Below are 21,563 nucleotides of genomic sequence, written 5' to 3' on the forward strand. Positions count from 1 at the left end.
TGTTTATTTGTAAACCAGATCTACTTCTTCAACATTTGCCTCGATACGTCTCAACGCACCTGGTTCAATCTCCTCAAGCGCAGTCGCAGCCTTTTCAAGTGCGACCTCATATTCGTAAGATCGAAATAATCGCTCTGACTCGACGAGTTTAGCAGCGAGAGTCGGGTCTTGACTACGATATCTATTTGCATATTGAATGACACGCTCGGTTAAATAAGCCTGTTCTAGGATTAAGGTAGTCTGCTCTTTCACTTGATCAACCATTGCCTTTGCTTCACCGAGAGTCGATTGCACTTCAGCCATGTCCAATGGTTGTTTGTCCAATGCATTTATGACACGGTTAATTTTGTCCATTGCATCTTCCATCATCGTAAACATAAAGGTCGGAACCCCTGGCAAGTTACTTTTATTTAATTTACGATGCAATGTGTGAACAAGTTCTTTCATGTCTTGTATACTGGACTTCGCCTCTAGTTCATCTTTTCTTAATGTTCGTATCGTATCTTTAAACTGTTGATGGTCTTGTTTAAGTTGCTCGATATGATCCAAGCCTTCTTCTAGCTTTTCTCTCAAAAATGAATGTGACTTCGTATTCAATTCATTCTTGAAGGTGTCTAGTTGATGCATCATTTGATGAATTGATTTGTCGAGTGTTAGATACTTTTCCATATCTCTGTCATCAAAATGATACGCTTGCTTCAAAACATCAACTTCTGCTCTCGTATCTGTGAAATCCTTATCAAGCTCGTCAATTAAATGCTCATAAGTTGGCACTTTTGATTCAACGTAATTTCTAGCAACAGCTTCTTTTTCAAGCCGTTCATACATCTCTTTAATCCGTCCTTGAATTTCAGGGATCATCGTTTCAACGTCATCTATTTGTGCTTTTTCTAATAGATCCAGACCATCTAGCAGACGTTTGTGCATCTGTTGTATATCTTTTTCGAACCCAAAGTGCTCCACTCGATAGCCATCATCTTTCATTTCTTTGATACCGGAAGAAAGGTCATCAAGTTCTGATGGGAGTTTTCGCTTGCACATTTGATATATATCTGGAAATGCACCGATCATCTGTTGCATCTTATCAACATCATCTTTAAGCTGTTCAACATGTTCTTGGGCATCAAAGTAATTGCCTTCAGCAACAAGTTCATGATAGACGGTCAACCTTTTCTCGAGTTCGTCAATTAATACCTCAAACCTTATATCTGCTTTACCGAATTGATAGCGATTGTTTAAGATCGTTTGGCGTAATGTGCGGATATCAGGTTCAAGCTGTTCAATATCTTTGCGGCTCATTTTTTCCGATTCAAGCAGATGATTGAGATCCATTAAAATCGACTCAATGTCTTGCTCTGCTGTTTCTAGAATTTGTTCGATCTTGAGTAAATTCTTTTTCGCCGTTGGAAAACGGTACCGATCAGCAGCTTCTTCTGCATCTAATAAATACTCTTCAACGTCCGGAAGAACTTTCGTGACAATATCTTCCCATTGTCCCTTCCACGTTTCAAATTTTTCTTGTGTGTCTCCGGATAAATTAAGCCGCTTAATTTGGCCCAGCTCATGAGCAATATTACGATTCATCATATCCAGCTTCCAGCTTTCGAACCGATCTACCGCATCATATATTCTCTTTCTCATAATTAAACCAAAAATAATGATTGCTATAATGAGTAGTATTATGGCAATATAAAACTCCATCATGAAACCCCCAGACATGTCCCAAATTAAAGAGGTTGCTCCTATGCATATCTACAGATCGGAACAAATTATTGATTTACTATAATGATACCATGTTCACAACGATTTGGAACAAAAAAAAGCAATTTAATTGTGTTTTTGACATTATTTTATTCATTTCTTTCTTTAATTCACGTGCAAAGTTCTTTTTTTGTCTTAAATACATACCTATTTTCTTTCAAGAAAAATTATATTGCCTCGTCTGTTAAGTGATCAATCCATGCGTGAATCGTTCGGGCATATTGCTCAGCAAATCGTTGGTCCGAGTATTGATCCATTGATTGATTTTTCCATTCATTGTGCAATACATATGGCGCTGCAAGCATGCCTTTGAATTGCAAATAAAGAAACTGCCGTTGATAATTTGTTTTTAACCGCTCAGGAAGTACATTAAAAAAAGCTTCTCGTATGTAATAATTTTCTTTAGCAAGATACGTGACTGTCACTTCTCTTACGAAGACAGAATCAAGTGACAGCTCACGATGGATGAGACATGATAATTGCTGATGTGTCTGTTTATACTGTATAATCGTCGATACGATCTGCTTTAACTGATCAACAGGATGATCAAGTTTTTCGTCTTGATGTAAAGCTTCTATCGCTTGCAAGTATGATTCATAATAATTGGTAACAGCGTATTCTAAGAGACCTTGTTTATTTTGGAAGTAATAACTAATTAACGAAACATTGACGTCAGCATAATCTGCAATGTCCCGTACAGAAGTCCCGTTGAAGCCTTTCTGATAAAAAAGCACAGAAGCAGCCTCGATGACTTTAAGCTTTGATGAATTGCGTTTCAATTTTGTTCAACTCCCTTTAGTTAATTACAACGCAGTGAAGTATACGATTTATTTATAAGTAAATGGCTTATATTCCCTAATAATGTCCTAATGGTTGTCAACGAATCATGTCATTCGACATATTCCTCATAATGGTATGTTACGACAAAAGTGGATAAAATTCCTTCTATGGTTTCGTTTAATTATCACATAGTAGTCAATACGTCTTTAAAGGTGGATGAATATATGTTTAAAGCTATGCAATACACAGGAAATAAGGATCAAGATTATCAATTGGTACTCAAGCAATTAAAAGCTTTAAATGAAGGAGAAACGGATCATATTGCAATTCTTGCCAATGCATCCGCTCTATTAAATCAATGCATGGATCATATTAATTGGGTTGGCTTCTATCTCTGGAAGGATGACCAATTGATTCTCGGACCATTCCAAGGATTACCTGCCTGTATCAGAATACCGTCTGGGCGAGGTGTGTGTGGCACAGCCGTTCAAGATCGCCAAACCCAACGAATTAGTGACGTGAACCAATTCCCTGGCCATATCGCATGCGACAGTGCGTCACAATCTGAGCTCGTCGTTCCAATCATTATAGATGATAACATATACGGTGTCCTTGATATCGACAGTCCTGTTACCGGTCGATTTGATGAGACTGATCAAAGGTATATAGAAGCATTTGTTGAAGAATTAATACAAGCCCTGAAATAATCAGGGCTTGTTGTATTATAATCTTTTTGATGTGTCCTATGTTACCAATCCATGTGAAGTATCATAAGGCTGGTTTGCTAAAACGACTTTGTTTTTCCCTGTTTGCTTCGCCTGATATAATGCTTGATCAGATCTGGCAAACAACGCTCTTGCAGAATCAGGTGTGTTTTGCGTCCAAGAAGCGATTCCACATGACAATGTAACCGTAGGCTCAGATTCTTTAGCAACTTGTTCACGAATGGATTTTGCAATCTCAAGCCCTTCTTTAATTCCTGATTCTGGCAAGTACACAGCAATCTCCTCGCCACCCCATCGACACGCAATTTCTTCCCCTGTTAAATGACGTTCGATAATTTGCGCCACTTGGATCAGGACTTCATCTCCAATATGGTGGCCATACGTATCGTTAACCTGTTTAAAATTATCAATATCAAAAAATACGAGCGCACCACATTCTCCTGAGTCCATATGGCTAATCACTTTTTCATCTACATAGCTTCTCGTATACAATTGAGTCAAGTAATCTGTAATCACTGTTTTCTCCAATTCAGCCTTTAAAAGCGCATTGGAAAAAGCGAGACTCGAATGCTGAATAAATGATTGCACAAGCTTCAATGTATCAAGAGAAAAATGGTAGGATGCTTCATGCATTGCAATTATAATACCTTCAAGCTTACCGCCTTGTAGCATCGGAATCGCCATAACTGAACAATAAGCTGTTAAATCGGTTCGACTCGCCATATCGCCTGTAAAAATGATGTCTTTTTCCTGCAACATCGTCTCTACAATGTATTCAACAAATACAGTGCCTTGTTCTGAAAAGAAATAATCCGTACTTCCAGGCCGAACTTGGAAGGACTGATCATATGATTCATTAATGAACACAACCCCTAATTGTGTGGCCTCAGATACTTCTATCGTACGGTCCCGTACAAGTGTAACAATATCTTCTAATTCCAGATTCGAATTGAGTTGTTGTGTTACTTCATTCATCCATTTTAAATCGTTTACGAGTCGATTTGACCGTTCATAAAGCGAAGCATTCTCAATCGCCTTTCCCACAACATTAGAAAAACGGGACACGAAGCTGAGCTCATCCTCTGGAAAATGGATGTTTTCACCGGCGACAATTTTCAAAACACCATATACACCTTGATCACCTCTTAAAGGAGCATAAATACAAGTCGTTCTGTCATTCCAACGATTTTCGATTTGAATGTCACCTGTCATAAAGGCTTGAGAACTAACGCGTTTCGTCATATCATCGGCATAGGCAATCAATTGAACTGGTAAAATTCCAACCGCTTCAAAATCCTGCGACAGTAAAAGCTCATAAGAAAATTCAGGGTATGTTACCTCTAAAGCATGCTTTAATTCCTGCAAAATTTCCGCCTTCGTATATAAACCATTTAGCTTAGCTGATAAATTGAATAAAAAGGATAGCTTCCTTTTGTCGTCTTCAGCCTCGTTTCGCGATACAAAGACACGTAAAAGCTTCTCTGTCTCCTGAGCAACGATGTTCCAAGTATCTTGCTTGATATCTTCATTAACACGAGTAGCCGCAATGATTAACCCATTACAATCAACCTCAGTTTGAAGGACTTGAATTCGCTCTTCTGGAGACACCATGTTCTGTATAGCCGATTGTGCGCTTTCATTCTCATCCATAACAAATTGATCTGCAAATGTCTCTTCAGCTATAAAGCTTTCTGCGCGCTTAAAATAACATGATGTCCAAGGATCACATTGATAGATCGCTAAGCTCGATGCTTCTGTAATTTTTTGCAAACCATCTGCAAGTTTATCATAAAAACTTCTTTGTAAGTTATCGGTTAATTCTAAAGTTAAATCAAAGTATAGTTGCTTAATATTAATGTGTACCCCGTCCTTATTTATCATCATATCACCTTCAGAAAAATTAAACCCAATTAGGTATTTATGCCTATTTGAATGATGTGCGTATAGTTATTTTAGCATAGTTAGAGGTAAAATGTACCATAAATAATCCTGGTTACTAAATAATTTTTCAAGAGACAATCATTTCTTGACTTATGTTAAGCCAGCTTATATACTAGAAGTTGTGTAAAATAAAAAGTAGCTTAAATGTACGGGCGTTTGAGGTCATTTTGTTCCTCGCTAATCATCTATAAGGCTGATTAGGAGGTGTATCGTGTAACTCTTTGCTGCTGGAGCGATGGTACATGAAAACAAAATGCACAGCGTTTGGCACATACCGCTTTATTTTATGCAAATAAAATAATAAAGGAGGACATATCCAATGGCTAGATTTACAGGCTCCGTTTGGAAAAAGTCCCGCCGTCTCGGCATTTCATTAACTGGTACAGGGAAAGAGATTGATCGTCGCCCTTACCCACCAGGGCAACATGGCCCTAACCAACGCAGAAAGATCTCGGAATATGGTCTTCAGCTACAAGAAAAGCAAAAGTTGCGTTTCATGTATGGCTTGAACGAACGTCAATTCCGTACACTTTTTGACAAAGCAGGCAAAATGCAAGGTGTTCATGGTGAAAACTTCATGGTTCTCCTTGAATCACGTCTGGATAACCTCGTGTACCGTCTAGGTCTTGCACGCACACGCAGACAAGCTCGTCAGCTCGTTAACCACGGTCACATCACTGTTGATGGTAAGCGTGTAGATATTCCATCATTCAGCGTCAAGCCTGGCCAAGCTATCGGCCTACGTGAACGTTCACAAAACCTTGACATTGTGAAAGAAGCTGTTGAAGTAAACAACTTCGTACCTGAATACATGACATTCGACGAAAACAAACTCGAAGGTACATTCAACCGTTTACCAGAACGCGCAGAGCTTCCAGCTGAAATCAACGAAGCATTGATCGTTGAATTCTACTCACGTTAATAAGAGTGCTATTTTTTTAACAACATTTAAAGCCTTAGAATCCTTGTTATATCAAGGGTTCAAGGCTTTTTTGTTTTATTTAGGTTTGTAAAAGAATGTATTTAAATGTGTACTTTTGGGGCTAAATTGGGGCTAGTTTGGGGCTAATTATTTATAGTGAGCAGGCGCTGCAATGAACGAGGGTACGAAGGGAGAATAAACAATGACACTCAATAACAAGAAAACAAACTACATTACCGGGGATTTGTCTTTTGAGGGTGACGAATTATTTATATGTACAGTTATGGGGGAAGATATTCCCGTACGTGATACGGACATTTTACGCCCGCTTATAAGAATGAGTGATGGATCTAGGCAGAGGAGCCTGCCTTATACTAGAGAAAAACTGCTTAACAAGAGGCACCTAAAGCAATTAGAGCGCGTGAACTGTTATTTATTCCACAGGGATGCGAGAAAATTTGTCTATATGAAAGATGGTATAACAGCATTGATTGATAATAAACCTGGAGACGAAATAACTGTAATCGAAAAATACTGGGAACTGGACGAGGGTGAAGATGCTTATAGAAACGGCACGCTTGTTGAATTGCATGGTACGCATTTTGTTTTCCAAGAGGATGGAAAAGACAACGCAGAAAAAATTTACTTTGTAGATATACGAAACGTTGTAGATAAAGAAGCGTTTGTTTTAGATTAATTCATATATTCCGCAACACATGCCAGGCGAAATGCCTCCTATGAAGTTTAGAAGGAATTTAAAGTCCCTTGCCACGCATACGCTGAACACAATTATATTGTATGCCGTTAGCAAGGGACTATCTATAGTATAGATACTAAAAGAAGTGCCGTACATTTGTTTAAGGAGCTACATTCAACGCACCTCTTGTGACCGTGATCATTTCAAATTACCACGACTCGTGCTAAAATACATATGATTATAATATTAGGGGGAAATATAGATGAAGTACGCGAGAATTGAACTTGAAGTTGAACTACCTGATAATTATGATGAAGGTGAAATTGATACAGCAATCGCTAATGCTGTAGCCCATTTAGGTGGAGAAGTGTTAGATTCTAAGGAATTTGTTGAAATGAAACAAGAGGATCTGACAAATTACTAAGTATCTAAAAAGCATTTAGAGGCCCATATAAGCATTTAACATGCTTCGGGTATAAACACATTAGAAGCCCCTCGAAAAGTGAGGGGCTTCGTTGGTTGTTGAGTGGTTCACCGTACTTTTTGCTTCATGCTTTCTAACTGCTTATATGGCTCGATAAGGTTATATGAAACATGGTCATAATCATAACGTCCCTTGTTAAAAGCAATTAAATGTACACTCATTCCCGGTGATACATCGACAGTATGCTGTCCAGCAATATAGCTGTGGATCTTCTTTAGATGTTCGGTCATCATCTTTAAAATTTTGTTTGAGAGCTCCGACGGATGAACGTTATTCAAAAAAGACTTTTCTTCATCGAAAATCTCAGGGATAGTAAACAGTTCCGGAATGTTTTCCAAATATTTCTTATCCGGTGTTATCATGTTATACAAGTATTCATCAGCTGCCGCTTTTTGCTCAAACACATCGACTTCCTCACCCGATATAAAACCAGCATAGCCTATGCTGCCGTCATTATAGAAACCGCTCATTAACAATGATACAGCCTCATTTACGTGGAATATTTTATTTTCAGCCCTGCACTTAAATAAAACAAGTTCAAGAATGGCTTTACAGTCTGTTAAGTCATGGTGTGTTTTAACCCTCTTCTTTAGCTGATCAAGTACGTATTTTCCGGGTGACTCAATTCCACCGGTAGCCGCCATTACTTTATCAGTTAACCTGTAAACTTTAGGCTTTCCGTCTGTGCTTTTGGTCTTTTCTGCGGTTTCGTAATTACTAATACTCAGTTTTTCATAATCTATATGACGTTCTGCAAGAGTTCTCCGAAAGTCTGAAGTCATAATAACGAAAAGACCGCCTATACCCGCATTTAATACAAGTGTCATGATGCTTCGCTCCTATCTTTATTAATTAAAAAACTTATGCTTTTATTAGTAGGAGCAGGATCCCGCCCCACAATTCCGCCTGTATGGTAAGCAACAGGTCCCGTCTGCCTTAACCCAGCTGGAACACGTCCCTGCGACTTATAAAGCACAGATACAGTTTTCGAAATACCTGCTCCGAGTGTGCTGTTCATGTTATGGGCGTTGCCTGTGATACTCGTAATTTCGTCGTAAACACCTTCGAGGCTTCTGATTTTGTTATCAATGGCCCTTTTCGATTCTCTGTAAGCCTCGGTACCCTCTTTTGCGGTACCTGCATTTTTTTCGAGCTGCTTCTTTTCTTTTTGAAGTTTTTCAAGTTCTTCTTTAACCACATCAAGGCTTTTACCCTTTTCCGCGGTAAGACCTTCTTGTTTCAGCAGCACATCGATCATACGATCATTAATGGCATCCATTTGTTTGAGCTCGTTTTTATTGCCTTCAATTTTTTCATCAATCGTTTTCTTCTGATCCTGTAGAACCTGCAGACCCTCGCCAAGCCCATCTTTAATAATAGCGTTTAGGACGTCTTCTTCTGCTTTCAATTCGAGCAAGCGTTCTTCAGTCGTTGTTGACTTTGCTCGCTCCTGGGCATTTGCTCTCAATTTCTCTTTCAGAATGTCGTTTCGTTTATGCTCTTCCAGGTCGGCCATTTCCATAACCCAGTTCATATCTTTTTCAATCTGAGCCTGGTCTTTTCTGAGCTCTATATTTTCTTCAATTATGTTTTGCTCATTTTGCATGGCTTTAAATCTTTCCTGCTCAAGCTCCTGTAGTGTCAAATCACGCAAAGAGCCTATATAATCTCTAACAGCGTCTGTAGAATCTACAATGGCCTGTCCCTTCTCTGAAAATGACTTTTTCACATTAGGGGTTTGATCAATTATTTCATCGTTTGCCTCGATTAATTTTTTGAGTTCGTCTTTGCTGAGACCGCTTTTATCTGCTAGTTCAGCATATTCGTCCTTAAGATCTTTTATCTTGTCGGGATCCTGTTCTTTATTCAGTTCCTGTTGGATGTCCAGTAGTCTTCCAAATTCATCTTTTGTCAGCTTGCTTTTACTCTGCAGCTGCTCGTACTGATTTACGGTTTCTTCCAGTGAGTCAGCTTGCTTATCGAGTGAGTCAGCTGTTTCAAGATTTACTTTCCTGTTACTTTCCATTTCGACATTTAAGCTCGCCATAACGCCCGCTAAAACAGATACACCCGCAATAGCCCATCCGGCAGGTCCCAGTGAGACCATTAAGCCGCGCATAGCAATGATCAGCTTGCCTACTGAAGACGCTGTGAGCGCTACAGCAGTCGCCGTACCAGCGAAAGCGAGACCCGCTTTAATTGTAGAAGAGTCCAGTTCTGAAACAGTCCTTACAACGTCTGACCCTTTACGCACAATGTCAGTAAAGACAGGCAGAAACTCCTGGCCGATTGTAATACCGAGTTCTTCCATGGCAGACTTAAATTCTTTGAAGGCACCGTTCAGATTATCGTTTTGAATTTCAGCGACTCTTTCGGCTGTGCCGCCAGCGTTATCCAATTCGGATGAATAATCTTTGAGACTGTCTTCCCCTTCATCCAGTAAGGCAATAAATCCTGCAGCGGCTTCACGTCCCACTAACTGGGATGCCGTAGCTGTTTTTTGCGAGTCGGTCATGCCGTCCATTTTACTGGCAATGTGGCCCATTAATTCAGGCAGCGGCTTCATGTTGCCTTCTGCGTCATTAACTTCTATTTTAAGGTCCTTCATGGCCTTTTTCGTTTTTCCTGTCGGATCCGTAAGTGATATAAGTGAAGCACGTAATGCTGTACCGGCAGAACTTCCTTGAATACCAGCATCTGACATTTTAGCAATCGCCGCGGCCGTATCCTCGATAGACCAGCCTACAGATTTTGCAACAGGTGCCACCATTTTCATGGCGTCCCCGAGCTGAGGCAAGTCTGTGTTTGCAGTAGTCATGGTTTTAACCAGGACATCAACAGCGCCCTCAGTCTCAGAAGCTGAAATTCCAAACCCGGTCATAATGTTAGAAACAATATCAGCCGACTGTCCCAGCTCGATATTACCTGCAGCTGCCGCGTTTAAGATTGAAGGCAGCGCGTCAATTTGTTCCTGGACTTCAAAACCTGCAAGGCTGAGATATTGCAGCCCCTCAGCTGCTTGACTTGCGCTAAACTGAGTTGTACTCCCCATCTCACGTGCGACAGCTTCAAGTTCTTTCATTTCCTCAGCTGAAGCACCGCTCACAGCCTTTACTTTACTCATACCCGCTTCAAGATCAGCAGCTGTTTTAATACTCGCACCCACGACACCCGCAATAGCAGTGCCAGCTACCATGCTCATCTTTTGTATTTTACCGAAATCCTCGTTCATTTTCTGGGCAGACATGCGGGATTTTTCCATTTTGTTTCGTGACTCGTCCATCTTGTTTTTAAAGTCTTTGTTACTTAAAACTAAACGAGCTCTGATTTCTCCTACATCAGCCATTATTATTCACACCTTTTGCTCTCATCATCCGAGTAATAAAACGTTGAACCTGGTAGGATGCATCAGGCACCACTTCTTGTACATAGATACCGATTTCCTCGTTTGTCATTTGGTATTGCTCAACGATTTCTAGCGCTTCTGTGAGTTTGTTCATCCCGCTTTGACCAGGCACCCGCCCTTCAAGGAATAGCTCTGCATTACCCGCTAAAATACCTGCAGCATAGGCTTTGTCATTCATTTCTTTTTCAGTTATCGGCATCTTCTGCACCTTCTTTCTCATGTAAATACAAATTTTTTACATTTTGTACAATAGAATTAAAGTTGTTGAATTCAGTCATTCGCTTTAAAAACTCATAAAGCTCGTCTAGTCCAACATTTTTATAAATGTAATCCTCGTCTATATCTGTAATGACGGAAACCAAATTTACTATCTCGTCCATAGCCATATCCGCGGCTTGCAGAAAAATCACGTATAAATCGTTATTTTTGCGTGCAGATACAACTTGATATACTAGACTCGGGAGATACTCTATCGAACCCATTAAATGTTTAAAATCACTGGGTGATAGTTTCCTGATCTCAGCCCTCTTTTTACCCAGGTAGACTTCGTTTTCTTTTAAAGGCACTGCTCTTTTGAATAGATCGATCATAGCCTGTTTGTCGTACCATTTAGCCATTCTTTTTTAGCCTCCTAACAAAAAAGGACTGCCCTCGTTATGAAGGCAGCCCGTATGTTTTATATTTAAAATTTAATAGCCACAGTCAAAGAAGGTGAGGTGCCACTGACCTGCAGCGTGTATCGTACGTAGTTTTTGCGTTTTGCGAACAGAATGCCATATCTGCTTTCATGTACCGGGAACGTGCCGACTTCTGTAAAGTCTGTACCGTTGTCCGATTCCTCAAATTTAATTGAAAGAGCAGCATCCCCCTCGAGGCCCTGAGTTTCTACCAGGATGTTACATTCATTAACAGCAGGCATATGAATAACTTCACTTGTAGTATTCGTGGTTACATTCGATTCTCCATAAGAGAGTAACGCGTCACGTGAGCCTTCAAACATGCGTAGTACCATTTATTTTTCCTCCTCTTTTTGTTGTTCGTCCATCCGCTTGAACCCTTCGCTTAAAAGCTGAAAGCTATTCATTTTGTCGGGATCCAACTGTCTCAGTGGTTCCTTCTCTTTTTCTTCATGAATTTCCTTAAATCCGCTGCTTATATCCTGAAGTATTCTCTTGTGAGCCCTATAGCGATTTTCAACGTTATTTCTTACTTGTTGGTTCTGCTTTGCTTCTAATCCCTTAGCCATTTTGACTTCTTCCTTTCTTCCTGCTGTGCTTTATGGATTTTACGCCTTGCCTCGGTTTCCACAGGTTCAACTTCACCTGTTAAATTGTATAATTCAACTTGTGGAGGAAGTGTCCCTCTCTGCAGGGCATTATCCTGATCATCCCAGTGTTTCATTCCATTTCTACTGCCCATAATCACCCCATACTGCCACTCCGACTCGTTCGGCGTATTATAGATCTTTAAGTCCACTTTGTTACGACCGAACCTATACTTATTATCAAGTTCATCTGTAGCTTTCTTAGCCTCACGCATAAAATCCTCATGCAGAAGATCCGCACGTTTATTTACTTCGCCAACTAATTTTAGATAGTTTAAATATTTGGCCGCCTGCGGGAGAATGTTCTTTTTCATTACTTCGATTTTCTTATTCAGTAAATCCAACTCGCGCTTATACCCATCGTGTAAAGATGGGATAAGTTCCTGGAGACTCTCTTTTTTACTCGATTCAATCAAAGAAATACGCTCGTCATACTGCGCAATGCTCTTTTGTAAGGACTCCTTTTTCTTTTGCAACTGATTCAGCTTGACTTTCTCAGCCTTTTCGCCTGTCTTTGCTTCATCTGCTAAAATGTTTGTGTATTCCGTACCCGCTTCAACAAGACTTTTTTCTAGTTTTGCTTTTTCCCGTTTCAAGTCTTTTATTTGTTTCTCGATATTTGAAGCACGTATTTTGTACTCTTCCATCTCTTTATAGAACGTTTGTTCCATTTATTTTCCCTCGTTTCTAAAAAATTTTATTTTAAATTTTGACTCGTAAAACGCAAAAAAGAGCCGTTTCACATTAGTGTTACAGTCGGCTCTCGAAATTCGTGTATTATGTTGATTTTTTCAAAGTGTTTTTTGATGCTCGGATGTCAGATGCACTAGTTGTAGCCCGTGAAACATGGTAGCCCCCGGGGGTGGGGGGGTATCGACTTCAGACCCTCATTTTTCGCCTTTTAAAGCTTGAATTTGACTTCCGATAATACTGATTATGTCAACTAGAAATACGCTCAAACGTTGATATGACGCGGTTTCCGTTTTTACATCATAAAAGTAAGTTTACTGTTCATTATAGCGAAAATCAAAACGTTGATGTATCAAGGGTTTGGCGAGTTGTCTGATAAATTGTTTCACAGTGTGACCCTATAGCAGCGTATGACGTGTTTAGACCTATACCCCTCAAAATATTAGGGCGCGTCTCTATGAGAGGGTGGCAGTGGGTGAAATGCTCTATATTGTGAAATACACTGAACCCTTATTGCTTCATTTTAACAACGTTATTTTTCCTACTTCTGAATTCCTCGATACGCTTTTGCATATCCTCAATGTCATTTACAGAAGCTTTACCTCCAAGGCGGTCATCTACAGTATCGGATCCTGAAGGAAGCATGTCATTCATTTGAAGTATCAACTTAACCATAGCAGCGTTTCGATCTTCAGTAGCAGACTTAACCATGGCTTTCATAACCTTTGGTAAATCGTCCTGGGTATAGCGGATAATTGTCTTTTTCAGTTCTCTGCTGAACGCAGGATCATTCTTCCAATTGTGAATCGTACGCAGAGTTACGCCACACTCTTTTGCTACCTGCTCAAGAGTTAAACCGCCACGATCCGGCTGGGCCAGGAAATTAATTGCTCTATAATGCCTTGCATCTAATGACAATGTAGCACCTCCCTATAAAAAAAAAGGACAAGGTGTGATTTCCCACGTCTTGTCCTTTTTTATACTTTTGCCAAACCTAAACTAAATACAGGTATTTCAATTATACCTTAATTTTCCCATTAAACAGCGCCGTTGTCAAGTTTTGATGTGAAAATATATGAAGTAGGTTACTCATCCTTTATAGCCTGCAACAGCTTCATTGCGCCGATCGTACTTCCGTTTATATGTTCATGGATGAGTTCGATAGCTGCAGCACAGTGATGGTTATACATGCCACGGGATATTTTTAATAACTTTGTCGTTTCTTTTGCTGGCAGATCGTGGATCCACCGCGCCCGACAACATGCCTGAACTATTTTGGGCAACTTCTCTATAGCCTGGTCAATCATTATTCGATTAAGCTGTCCTCCGGAGATTCCATCATATACTTTAGGACCGGTGCTGGTCGTTTCTTTCCATGAGTAGTCTCCTCTTTTAATATCGTTATAGTGCTCTAAATATTTTCTAATAGCTTTCCTAGACATGTAACCCTCAATTTGAATGTTGTTTTCCATGTTAATCACTTCCAAAAACGTAGTTAAATAATGTGTCACAAGTAGTGTGTGACAGACTGGTTCTCTTACAAACTCATGTCCTACAAGGGTTTAAGATACTTTATAGTAATTGTGTCACAAGCTATATAATACTTGTCACATGTGGTTACGTGACGCTAAAACCCAGTCGTACCAACGGTTTTAAGCGGTTTGTCACAATGTCACTACTCTTCTTTAAAAAAGTACATATATAATGAAGTATAAAAATATATATATAAAGTAATATAAATACTTAAGTGGTAGGCGATTCATACGAACCCATAAATAATAAATACATTGTGACATTGTGACAAATGGACTCTATTCATTGGTACTACGGGTTTTTTCTGTCACAACTATTCACTTATAACCTCGTGACAGGGTTGTGACTGTCACAGAATCATTGTGACAGTGCTTCCCTCTTAAATGAGATGAAATCCACCCGGTCTTCTTTTCTTCTAATTTGTTTTCTGTGACCACGACCTTTCGTAACATTGAGCCACCCTCTGTCAGCCCAACTTTTTATCATTGCCTTCGGCTCATAACCCAATTTTTCTAGTTCCTGATCAAGCGTCGATGGGTACATATTGACCTCATCCCACTCCTCATCTTGACTAAACCACTCACCCCAGCAGGTACCAAACATCGCGTCATTCGGATTTTTTTTAAAGTAAGCCCTATTGGCCCTTATGTGGCTAAATATATCTCTGATAGCTTCCAATGGCCTGTCCGACTCAACATTTTCTCTGACAATCGTTTCCCATACTTCTTCGAGTGGCTCCATAACCTCCCAATCTACCTGGAAAGCGTCTGTAAATCCTTCCGCCGCCAGGGCAATTAACCCCATATAACCTGCAAGGCGTCCTGCCACAGAATTAATATCAGCAACTTGATCCGCAAAATAGGTCCGATACTTGATCCACGTCTTTCGCATTTCGGGCCACATATCCCGATTTTTTAATAAATATTTTATATACTCACGACCTGCAAGACCGTAATTCTCATTAATAGCGGCATCAAGTTCATGAACGGTTTTATAAGTTTGCTTGTTAGCTTCATTGAACGGCATACCCAGTATTGAAATAGTCCGACCAGCCGTACCTCCGTCCTTGCTGAATGTGGTAATTTTCTGTTCACCCGTTGAAAAGATTACATTTCGCCAGCTCTTTGTTCGCTGAGTTCCCTTTATACTGCCTCGCCCCTTACCCTGACCGCTTGCTAACTGATATATACTCTGTGCTAAATAGCGCTCATTCGCTTCTTTTGTATCGTCCAGGAACAAGGGAAGGTGATTTACGATTCCCGCCATTCTCTCCAGATTAACCGGTGTTGTGTTCCACTTTCTTACGATACCTCCATCTATTTCATCAGGATTTCCCCACACGCTGGCGAAAGTTCGAAGCGCAATAGTCTTGCCTTTGGATGTCTCCCCTGCAAGTTCATAGATAAATAGACTTGATTTTACAACAGGGGCCAATACGCTTGCGAATGATGCAAAAAGACCTACTAGCACTCGAGGATACTTTTTGATTTTTTCTATCGCTTGTATCCATTCATTAAGATTTCCGTTTGTCGAAAACCCTTCTACGAACTGCGCATCCCCTTTATCCGCACCTGTAAAAGTCACGGATCCTCGTGACATTTGGTTTATTTCTACCCCGTGTTTATTGATAAACGTATTACCTATAAGAAAACCATCTTCTATAAACCCCTGTTGCTCACTGACTTTGTACAGTGGGAGCTGCTGAGAATTAATAGCTTCATAGTCTTCAAGGTAACCAATAATTTTACGGGCATTGTTACTGGATACAGGAAATCCAGTGGATGACAGTTCGATCAATTTATTTTGTGTCATGAATACGTCCCTATTTTGGTGGACTGTATACCATTTGTTATTTTTTAAATAAGAGACGACCAGACCCATTGTTCTATCTGATAAGTTCTCAAATGTGCCGGTAATTAATATCGGTGAATGAGATGTTAACTCTGGAAGCTTTCCGCTTGTTCTGTACAATGCTTTTGAATCGTCTTTTATTTTCCACCCATACGGAAGTGATGTGTCTCCAGGGCCTGGTCTGTTATCTAACACACTTAAGTCAGTTGTTAACCCCGGTATGGTCAATGTACTACTATCGTAATCGTTTCCGCTCGGATCCTTAGACAATACACTTTTGATTGTTTCATTTAGAGCCTCTTCTCCATCAGTTTCTATGTATGAAGGGCTGCATAAATGTTCAGCTATGAAATAACCTATTCTCCAAATATCATCAGCTTCCCACTTGTTAGCCTCGCGTAAGAAACTTAACCATTTATGAATTTTGTCATTTCTACTACCAGTCGATATCGGCAGGGAAATAGCATTCTCTTCCTTATCCAAGTTCTTAGGGAGCTTTTCAAAGAACACGGGCATAGTGTCGAGGTCATTTTTCTCGATTATTTCCCAGGAACGGTCGTTTATATTAGGCGATGGAATTACGACATATCCTCTTTTACTCAGTCTGTAATCAACCATTGCGCCACAAACAGATAAAGATTTAGTGTTTTGTTTTCCGAGTTTACCGCTCGATTTAAAATAGAAGTGATATCCGTTCGGAGTTTTGACTGTGTGAAATTTTAATCCAATTTTTTTCAAACCTTCCAATATAACTTTTGCCGTGTTATTATCGTCAATGTCCACTAGATCGTACCCTTTAGGGATAACCAGGCCGATCCAACCATTTTCATTTATCCATTGCTTGATTTCCTCGCTAGAAAGACCAGGCTTTTTTTGCCATGATCCTACTGGAGCTTTCGCTTCTTTATACTGACCTGTCTTGTTTTTGTCGCTGAATCCTTTAAGTTTTACTATTTTCACATCTGTGTTAAACATTTCATCAAACTGTGGTATACTAGAATCAACAATTTCAAGATTCTTCGTACCTGCCTTCCCTTGATCCGGGTGAAGGCCTTTTTTATTTTCGCTCATTATAAGCCCACCCCTCCATTAAAAATTTAAATTTTCTCATATAAAAAGCCTCCCCTTTAGTCAGTGTTTCCTGATTAAATGGGGAGGCCGATTTCGACTCTTATGTTCGAAGCATAACCTTAGCAAGGTGTCAGCAAATTGCGGACCCTCACACCCGACACGCGATATAGCTGCCGGATCCCGTTGTTTTTATTAATGGACGAACAATTCATAAAACGCCCTACTTGATTTGTACAATTTTTGAAACACTGCTATAATTAATTTTAGATATAGTGTTCAGATACACGTATTCCGATTCTAGCACTGATGTTCCCGCATCAGTGTTTTTTGTTTTCCTGGTTTATTAGATCAATTAGTTTGCTTTTAATGACTTCAAGGTCTTCAGAAGTCTTAAGTGCTAGTTCCATAGCAATACCCCTGTTGGATTTATCCCCATCATCCAATAGTTGAAATATCTGTTCTATTGCGTTCTCCACTTTAGCAACATGAGTCACTAGCCCTAACGCTTCTTTTCGTTTTTCTGACATAACTACCTCTCTCCTTTTTAAGACCTATTTTCTTCAAACCACTTATTCAAAAAATCTTCTGCCTTCTTTGCATGAAACAACCATTTTCCGCTTAACTTTACCTTTGGAAAATCCTTGTGCCAGAAGAACGTATCTTGAATTGTGTTCCATGAGAGATTTGTTCGCCGTCTTAATTCCTTTGAGTCCCAAAAGATCAATTCTTTATCGAGCTCTTTAATATGATCTTCAATTCGTTCAACGTACAGTTTTTCAATTACTTTCTCATCTATCTCGACCTTAATCATTCGACACTACCTTCCTATTTCGTCATTTGAGCGCCTTCTTCATACAGCGTCTCCAGGCTTTCATTTGCATCGACCATATCATTCATCACAAAGTACATCAGTTTGGATAAGATGCTTATGTCCTGGTGATACTCCTCAAGATAAACCTGACCATGCCCACGGTGAATTGCTGTATCCATCTCAGACACAAGCTGTGCCAGTTTCCTGTCAATATTGGATAGCACCTCAATATTAACAATGTTCTTGCCTACAATATCATCCATTTCAGCTAAAAGGTTTGTTGTCTGTTTCTCCATTTAACGTCTCTCCCTATCGTAAATAATCACTGCACTGTCTGTGTATTCCAGTATTGCCAATAAATCGTTTTTTGCGTCCTCCTTAGTGTATTGTTCATCGTCTTGTAGACTATGTGCGACGTTCAGTATTGCGTTAGAAAAATTTGATAATAAAAGCATCGTACGAACGTCATAGGGTCCCAACAGAATTACACCTCCTCGTTTGTTTTCCATTCCTGTTCGCTCCCTTTTAAATTGCGGTATTTAAAACCATAAATACTACACCAACAATGAGAAAGACCAGTACAACACCGTAGAACCAAAGTGCACTAGAAATAGTGACTGTATCACTGTCGAAAAAATAGTTGTTAAGTATCTTAATGATTTTCACTTTTACCACCTCATTTATAGAAGCACAGCACCGTTTCTACATCTGTGTGCGCCTTGCCATATAAATATTTTTCAAGCTCATTGATGGCTTTTACATAAGCTACAATCTCTGGTTTTATTTCCTCTTTAGAAACCCTCCCCTGCCATAAATCAATGGTTGAGAGCATGCGCTCTTTTACCTCTGCTATTGCATGGTCCATGGTTTAAGCCCCTCTCGTTATTGCGTCTGCTCACGCCTTTTTCTTTTTTACCAATCATTCATAATCTCATTAATTGCTTTCACGCTTTCATTTACTGGCCACAACCTCTTTCCCTTCTCTTTGCGTCTTTCAAGCATCTTCATACGCGGATCGAGAAGAATTTCATTCTCCAGGTACGATTTACTCATACAAGTCCGTTTTGACATTTCATTGATATCCCAGAAAAATAGAGTTTGATGTAATATCTGGTCCAATTTATCATTGATATGTGTTTTGATTTGCTCCTGGTCTACATCAACGTGAATTTGTGCAAGTGACATACTAATCCCCCTCGTTTTACTGATTTACTGTTTGCCCTACCGCCCATCTTTCTTTAGCAACCTTAATTGCCTCATAAATTTTAATTTTTTCCTCGAGATTTAACTCTTTACGTAAAAGTCTGCTAAAGTTACCTTCATGCAATCCATATGCATCCGCAACTTGCCACTGCGTTATTCCAGCGTCTTTTATTGCTTTCCTAACATCACGATTATTCACACTGATCCCCCTTCCTTGTTGTTGTCGTTTCTTGCTTAAAGCAAGTATAAACCAATATTTTACTTTTAGCAAGTTATTTTTTCTTGGATTGTTGTTGTTTACTAATAGCAAGTACGTTATAATTTTTGTAGATATTAGTCGAGGAGGATATTTCATGGATCCAAAAGAGTTTGGAGCAATTTTGAAGAAGTTAAGAAACAATAAGGGGTTAACTCTGACTGAATTAGGAAATAAAATAGGGTACTCAAATCCCTATCTATCGCAAATAGAGACGGGCAAAAAAGGAATACCACAACCAGAGTTACTACACAAGATTGCTTCAGCTCTAGAAATAGATCATACGTACTTGATGTTCCTAGCAGGATATTTATACGACACTGAGTTCACAAAAGAAAAAGAAGCAAAATTAGAAGAGGATTTTCACAACTTATTAGGACTTGGTGCCGAGTACAATTTGTACGATATTCTTACAAGTAGTAAAGATACTTTCTATAAGGACAAGCTGCTTACAAAAGAGGAAAAACAAAAGCTTCTTACGATCATTGAAACTGTTTTGGGGTAGAGACATGTGCGCATGTGTGAGATTGAATTCCCTAAACGCTCGGCCTTATTAAAAGTAACCCCATTTCTAGGAACAATTCGCTCATACACACTAGAAGAAAACTTTAAGGAGGTGATGCCTGGTGTAGTCGGTTGAAACGACCACATCAACACGAAACCAGCAAGCATAGTTAAAAGCCCCTAAAAGCGTCTGCTCACGCAAAGAAAGGGACAGGATAACTATGGCACTGTATAAATCAAAAAAAGATCCTGAAGTATATTACTATTTCAATAAAAACAATGAAAAATTATGGATGTTTCGACATAAGTATCACGACAGTTTAGGTAAACGTAAAGAAAAAAAGAAAAGCGGTTTTAAAACAGAAAAGGCAGCTCTAAGGGCTTTGTTAGAAGTTAAGACGGCAACATTAAATGGTCAGTCTAAACAGATGGAAAATGATCAATTAACCGTTGCTAAATGGTTAGATATATGGTTTGAGACATACAACAACAGCTGGGAAGTCACGTCCAGGCTTCAGCGAAAAAACGCTATAAAGTATCAAATGAAGCCCCTTTTAGGTCAGTACAAACTAAAAGACCTGGACAAAACAACCTATGTAAGGGTTTATATCAATGAACTGTTGAAAAAATATAAGCCTAATACGGTTACATTGTTCCATCGCCTATTTAAAATTGCGATTAATGCTGCTGTTGAGGATGAAATAATTCCACGTAACAGGTTTAACAAAATCACGATCGATCAAGATGAGGAATTGAAAAATTTTCTTACACCTGAAGAGTTAAATGTGTTTTTAAATGCCGCTAAACAATATGACAACATTACGAATTACACGTTTGTTTTAATTTTAGCCTATACCGGATTAAGAAAAGGTGAGGCTCTAGGATTGAAGTGGGAAAACATCGACCTAAATGAAAAAACTGTAACTGTTGATTGTACAAGGGATAGATACGGCGACAGAAATCCCAAGACAAAAAACAGTTACAGAACCATTCCTATAGACGATATATTAGTTGATCAACTAAAAGTTTATCAAAAATGGTGCGTAGAAACAAAGTTTTCTTACGGCATGAAGCTCAATAAAAAGAAAGACTACGTGCTCATTTCCCATCAAGGTGGTTCACCAATAGGATCGACCACAGCACATTATCTTTTTGAACGGCTGTACACTCAAATGAAGAAACACGAAATCGAAATCAAACGTATCACTCCACATGGTTTAAGACATACTCATGCAACCATGTTAATTAACGCAGGGGTTCCGCCTAAAACTATTGCGGAGCGTCTAGGTAACACTGTGGAAATGATTTATAATGTTTATTCTCATTCCTTTAAGGAACTAGAGGATAAAGCAGTCGATGCGTTTAGAGAAAGTCTACTAGGTGGGGCTAAAAGTGGGGCTAATTAATTTAAAACAACCTGAAAGCATTGATATATAAGGCTTTAAAATGTTGTAGAACACTACTCACGTTAATAACATTGCTGCTTAAATAGCAATCATTAAACCCTAGAAAGGTTGTTATACAAATCTTTCTAGGGTTTTTCTGTGCCATGTAAATGAGCCTCTATACTAAATATTGTCGTCCCTTTGTCTCTTCTATCATTT

General features: G+C 39.3%; 25 protein-coding genes. 6 read left to right on the forward strand and 19 right to left on the reverse strand.

All coding sequences use genetic code 11. The features are described 5' to 3' along the window. Window positions 1-3 precede the first annotated feature (3 nt). Window positions 4-1,701: a septation ring formation regulator EzrA gene (gene ezrA, locus HPC67_RS07945; RefSeq protein WP_217586995.1), complete on the reverse strand. Its 1,698-nt coding sequence runs from the start codon at window positions 1,699-1,701 to the stop codon at window positions 4-6. A gap of 227 nt (window positions 1,702-1,928) precedes the next feature. After that, complete coding sequence (refZ, locus tag HPC67_RS07950) at window positions 1,929-2,540, reverse strand: forespore capture DNA-binding protein RefZ (protein ID WP_217586996.1); 612 nt, start codon at window positions 2,538-2,540, stop codon at window positions 1,929-1,931. A 225-nt stretch (window positions 2,541-2,765) separates the two neighbouring features. Here refZ and HPC67_RS07955 point away from each other — a divergent pair, with 225 nt between their 5' ends. Beyond that, the gene (locus HPC67_RS07955) at window positions 2,766-3,248 is read left to right on the forward strand and encodes a GAF domain-containing protein (protein ID WP_217586997.1); all 483 of its coding nucleotides are present in this window, start codon (window positions 2,766-2,768) and stop codon (window positions 3,246-3,248) included. A gap of 36 nt (window positions 3,249-3,284) precedes the next feature. Here the strand turns inward: HPC67_RS07955 and HPC67_RS07960 are convergent, their stop codons facing one another. Continuing rightward, on the reverse strand, window positions 3,285-5,147 hold the full coding sequence (locus tag HPC67_RS07960) for a sensor domain-containing diguanylate cyclase (protein ID WP_217586998.1): 1,863 nt from the start codon (window positions 5,145-5,147) through the stop codon (window positions 3,285-3,287). Between the two features lie 379 nt (window positions 5,148-5,526). On the opposite strand from HPC67_RS07960, the gene rpsD reads away from it, so the two are divergent. From rpsD to HPC67_RS07975, 3 genes are all read left to right on the forward strand, one after another. Continuing rightward, window positions 5,527-6,129 (forward strand): 30S ribosomal protein S4, encoded by a 603-nt coding sequence (gene rpsD, locus HPC67_RS07965; protein WP_217586999.1) that lies wholly within the window; start codon window positions 5,527-5,529, stop codon window positions 6,127-6,129. Between the two features lie 202 nt (window positions 6,130-6,331). Then, entirely contained in the window at window positions 6,332-6,826 is a 495-nt protein-coding gene (locus HPC67_RS07970; protein WP_217587000.1) for a hypothetical protein, read from the forward strand. A gap of 262 nt (window positions 6,827-7,088) precedes the next feature. Beyond that, window positions 7,089-7,250, forward strand: a complete 162-nt coding sequence (locus HPC67_RS07975) for a hypothetical protein (RefSeq protein ID WP_217587001.1) — start codon at window positions 7,089-7,091, stop codon at window positions 7,248-7,250. A 107-nt stretch (window positions 7,251-7,357) separates the two neighbouring features. Here HPC67_RS07975 and HPC67_RS07980 read toward each other — a convergent pair whose 3' ends face one another. From HPC67_RS07980 to HPC67_RS08055, 16 genes are all read right to left on the reverse strand, one after another. After that, entirely contained in the window at window positions 7,358-8,137 is a 780-nt protein-coding gene (locus HPC67_RS07980; RefSeq protein ID WP_217587002.1) for a hypothetical protein, read from the reverse strand. After that, a complete protein-coding gene (locus HPC67_RS07985; protein ID WP_217587003.1) occupies window positions 8,134-10,572 on the reverse strand; it encodes a phage tail tape measure protein in 2,439 nt (812 codons plus the stop codon). The genes HPC67_RS07980 and HPC67_RS07985 overlap by 4 nt, the downstream gene beginning before the upstream one ends. A 76-nt stretch (window positions 10,573-10,648) precedes the next feature. After that, entirely contained in the window at window positions 10,649-10,915 is a 267-nt protein-coding gene (locus HPC67_RS07990; protein WP_217587004.1) for a hypothetical protein, read from the reverse strand. After that, complete coding sequence (locus HPC67_RS07995; RefSeq protein WP_217587005.1) at window positions 10,902-11,333, reverse strand: hypothetical protein; 432 nt, start codon at window positions 11,331-11,333, stop codon at window positions 10,902-10,904. The genes HPC67_RS07990 and HPC67_RS07995 overlap by 14 nt, the downstream gene beginning before the upstream one ends. A gap of 65 nt (window positions 11,334-11,398) precedes the next feature. Further along, window positions 11,399-11,728 carry a hypothetical protein gene (locus HPC67_RS08000; protein ID WP_217587006.1) on the reverse strand — a complete coding sequence of 110 codons (330 nt, stop codon included), beginning with the start codon at window positions 11,726-11,728 and terminating at the stop codon, window positions 11,399-11,401. Next, complete coding sequence (locus HPC67_RS08005) at window positions 11,729-11,962, reverse strand: hypothetical protein (protein WP_217587007.1); 234 nt, start codon at window positions 11,960-11,962, stop codon at window positions 11,729-11,731. Next, on the reverse strand, window positions 11,947-12,711 hold the full coding sequence (locus HPC67_RS08010) for a hypothetical protein (protein ID WP_217587008.1): 765 nt from the start codon (window positions 12,709-12,711) through the stop codon (window positions 11,947-11,949). The genes HPC67_RS08005 and HPC67_RS08010 overlap by 16 nt, the downstream gene beginning before the upstream one ends. Before the next feature lie 529 nt (window positions 12,712-13,240). Further along, window positions 13,241-13,648: a phBC6A51 family helix-turn-helix protein gene (locus HPC67_RS08015; protein ID WP_217587010.1), complete on the reverse strand. Its 408-nt coding sequence runs from the start codon at window positions 13,646-13,648 to the stop codon at window positions 13,241-13,243. Between the two features lie 167 nt (window positions 13,649-13,815). Then, window positions 13,816-14,202, reverse strand: a complete 387-nt coding sequence (locus HPC67_RS08020; protein ID WP_217587012.1) for a hypothetical protein — start codon at window positions 14,200-14,202, stop codon at window positions 13,816-13,818. A gap of 418 nt (window positions 14,203-14,620) precedes the next feature. Continuing rightward, entirely contained in the window at window positions 14,621-17,185 is a 2,565-nt protein-coding gene (locus HPC67_RS08025; RefSeq protein ID WP_217587014.1) for a DUF927 domain-containing protein, read from the reverse strand. 317 nt (window positions 17,186-17,502) lie between these two features. Further along, on the reverse strand, window positions 17,503-17,712 hold the full coding sequence (locus HPC67_RS08030; RefSeq protein WP_217587016.1) for a hypothetical protein: 210 nt from the start codon (window positions 17,710-17,712) through the stop codon (window positions 17,503-17,505). Between the two features lie 17 nt (window positions 17,713-17,729). Next, complete coding sequence (locus HPC67_RS08035; RefSeq protein WP_217587018.1) at window positions 17,730-17,996, reverse strand: group-specific protein; 267 nt, start codon at window positions 17,994-17,996, stop codon at window positions 17,730-17,732. Window positions 17,997-18,010: 14 nt separating this feature from the next. Then, a complete protein-coding gene (locus tag HPC67_RS08040) occupies window positions 18,011-18,292 on the reverse strand; it encodes a hypothetical protein (RefSeq protein ID WP_217587019.1) in 282 nt (93 codons plus the stop codon). A 380-nt stretch (window positions 18,293-18,672) separates the two neighbouring features. Beyond that, on the reverse strand, window positions 18,673-18,861 hold the full coding sequence (locus HPC67_RS08045; RefSeq protein WP_217587020.1) for a hypothetical protein: 189 nt from the start codon (window positions 18,859-18,861) through the stop codon (window positions 18,673-18,675). Between the two features lie 47 nt (window positions 18,862-18,908). Continuing rightward, entirely contained in the window at window positions 18,909-19,181 is a 273-nt protein-coding gene (locus HPC67_RS08050; RefSeq protein WP_217587089.1) for a hypothetical protein, read from the reverse strand. Window positions 19,182-19,197: 16 nt separating this feature from the next. Further along, window positions 19,198-19,398 (reverse strand): hypothetical protein, encoded by a 201-nt coding sequence (locus HPC67_RS08055; protein ID WP_217587021.1) that lies wholly within the window; start codon window positions 19,396-19,398, stop codon window positions 19,198-19,200. 154 nt (window positions 19,399-19,552) lie between these two features. On the opposite strand from HPC67_RS08055, the gene HPC67_RS08060 reads away from it, so the two are divergent. Together HPC67_RS08060 and HPC67_RS08065 are read left to right on the forward strand one after the other, a co-directional pair. Next, window positions 19,553-19,960: a helix-turn-helix domain-containing protein gene (locus HPC67_RS08060; RefSeq protein WP_217587022.1), complete on the forward strand. Its 408-nt coding sequence runs from the start codon at window positions 19,553-19,555 to the stop codon at window positions 19,958-19,960. A 220-nt stretch (window positions 19,961-20,180) separates the two neighbouring features. After that, window positions 20,181-21,365 carry a site-specific integrase gene (locus tag HPC67_RS08065; RefSeq protein ID WP_217587023.1) on the forward strand — a complete coding sequence of 395 codons (1,185 nt, stop codon included), beginning with the start codon at window positions 20,181-20,183 and terminating at the stop codon, window positions 21,363-21,365. Window positions 21,366-21,563 lie beyond the last annotated feature (198 nt).

The organism is Lentibacillus saliphilus, assembly GCF_019093865.1.
GTDB lineage: Bacteria > Bacillota > Bacilli > Bacillales > Amphibacillaceae > Lentibacillus_B > Lentibacillus_B saliphilus.

Coding starts and splice junctions, on each gene's coding strand:
- HPC67_RS08020 (WP_217587012.1), bottom strand. CDS start 14,202: ATGGAAAACAACATTCAAATTGAGGGTTACATGTCTAGGAAAGCTATT.
- HPC67_RS07980 (WP_217587002.1), bottom strand. CDS start 8,137: ATGACACTTGTATTAAATGCGGGTATAGGCGGTCTTTTCGTTATTATG.
- HPC67_RS08010 (WP_217587008.1), bottom strand. CDS start 12,711: ATGGAACAAACGTTCTATAAAGAGATGGAAGAGTACAAAATACGTGCT.
- HPC67_RS07995 (WP_217587005.1), bottom strand. CDS start 11,333: ATGGCTAAATGGTACGACAAACAGGCTATGATCGATCTATTCAAAAGA.
- HPC67_RS08060 (WP_217587022.1), top strand. CDS start 19,553: ATGGATCCAAAAGAGTTTGGAGCAATTTTGAAGAAGTTAAGAAACAAT.
- HPC67_RS08000 (WP_217587006.1), bottom strand. CDS start 11,728: ATGGTACTACGCATGTTTGAAGGCTCACGTGACGCGTTACTCTCTTAT.
- rpsD (WP_217586999.1), top strand. CDS start 5,527: ATGGCTAGATTTACAGGCTCCGTTTGGAAAAAGTCCCGCCGTCTCGGC.
- HPC67_RS08005 (WP_217587007.1), bottom strand. CDS start 11,962: ATGGCTAAGGGATTAGAAGCAAAGCAGAACCAACAAGTAAGAAATAAC.
- HPC67_RS08040 (WP_217587019.1), bottom strand. CDS start 18,292: ATGGAGAAACAGACAACAAACCTTTTAGCTGAAATGGATGATATTGTA.
- HPC67_RS08065 (WP_217587023.1), top strand. CDS start 20,181: ATGGCACTGTATAAATCAAAAAAAGATCCTGAAGTATATTACTATTTC.
- HPC67_RS08035 (WP_217587018.1), bottom strand. CDS start 17,996: ATGATTAAGGTCGAGATAGATGAGAAAGTAATTGAAAAACTGTACGTT.
- HPC67_RS07990 (WP_217587004.1), bottom strand. CDS start 10,915: ATGCCGATAACTGAAAAAGAAATGAATGACAAAGCCTATGCTGCAGGT.
- HPC67_RS08030 (WP_217587016.1), bottom strand. CDS start 17,712: ATGTCAGAAAAACGAAAAGAAGCGTTAGGGCTAGTGACTCATGTTGCT.
- HPC67_RS07955 (WP_217586997.1), top strand. CDS start 2,766: ATGTTTAAAGCTATGCAATACACAGGAAATAAGGATCAAGATTATCAA.
- HPC67_RS08045 (WP_217587020.1), bottom strand. CDS start 18,861: ATGGACCATGCAATAGCAGAGGTAAAAGAGCGCATGCTCTCAACCATT.
- HPC67_RS07960 (WP_217586998.1), bottom strand. CDS start 5,147: ATGATAAATAAGGACGGGGTACACATTAATATTAAGCAACTATACTTT.
- HPC67_RS08025 (WP_217587014.1), bottom strand. CDS start 17,185: ATGAGCGAAAATAAAAAAGGCCTTCACCCGGATCAAGGGAAGGCAGGT.
- HPC67_RS07975 (WP_217587001.1), top strand. CDS start 7,089: ATGAAGTACGCGAGAATTGAACTTGAAGTTGAACTACCTGATAATTAT.
- HPC67_RS07985 (WP_217587003.1), bottom strand. CDS start 10,572: ATGGAAAAATCCCGCATGTCTGCCCAGAAAATGAACGAGGATTTCGGT.
- ezrA (WP_217586995.1), bottom strand. CDS start 1,701: ATGGAGTTTTATATTGCCATAATACTACTCATTATAGCAATCATTATT.
- HPC67_RS07970 (WP_217587000.1), top strand. CDS start 6,332: ATGACACTCAATAACAAGAAAACAAACTACATTACCGGGGATTTGTCT.
- HPC67_RS08050 (WP_217587089.1), bottom strand. CDS start 19,181: ATGTCACTTGCACAAATTCACGTTGATGTAGACCAGGAGCAAATCAAA.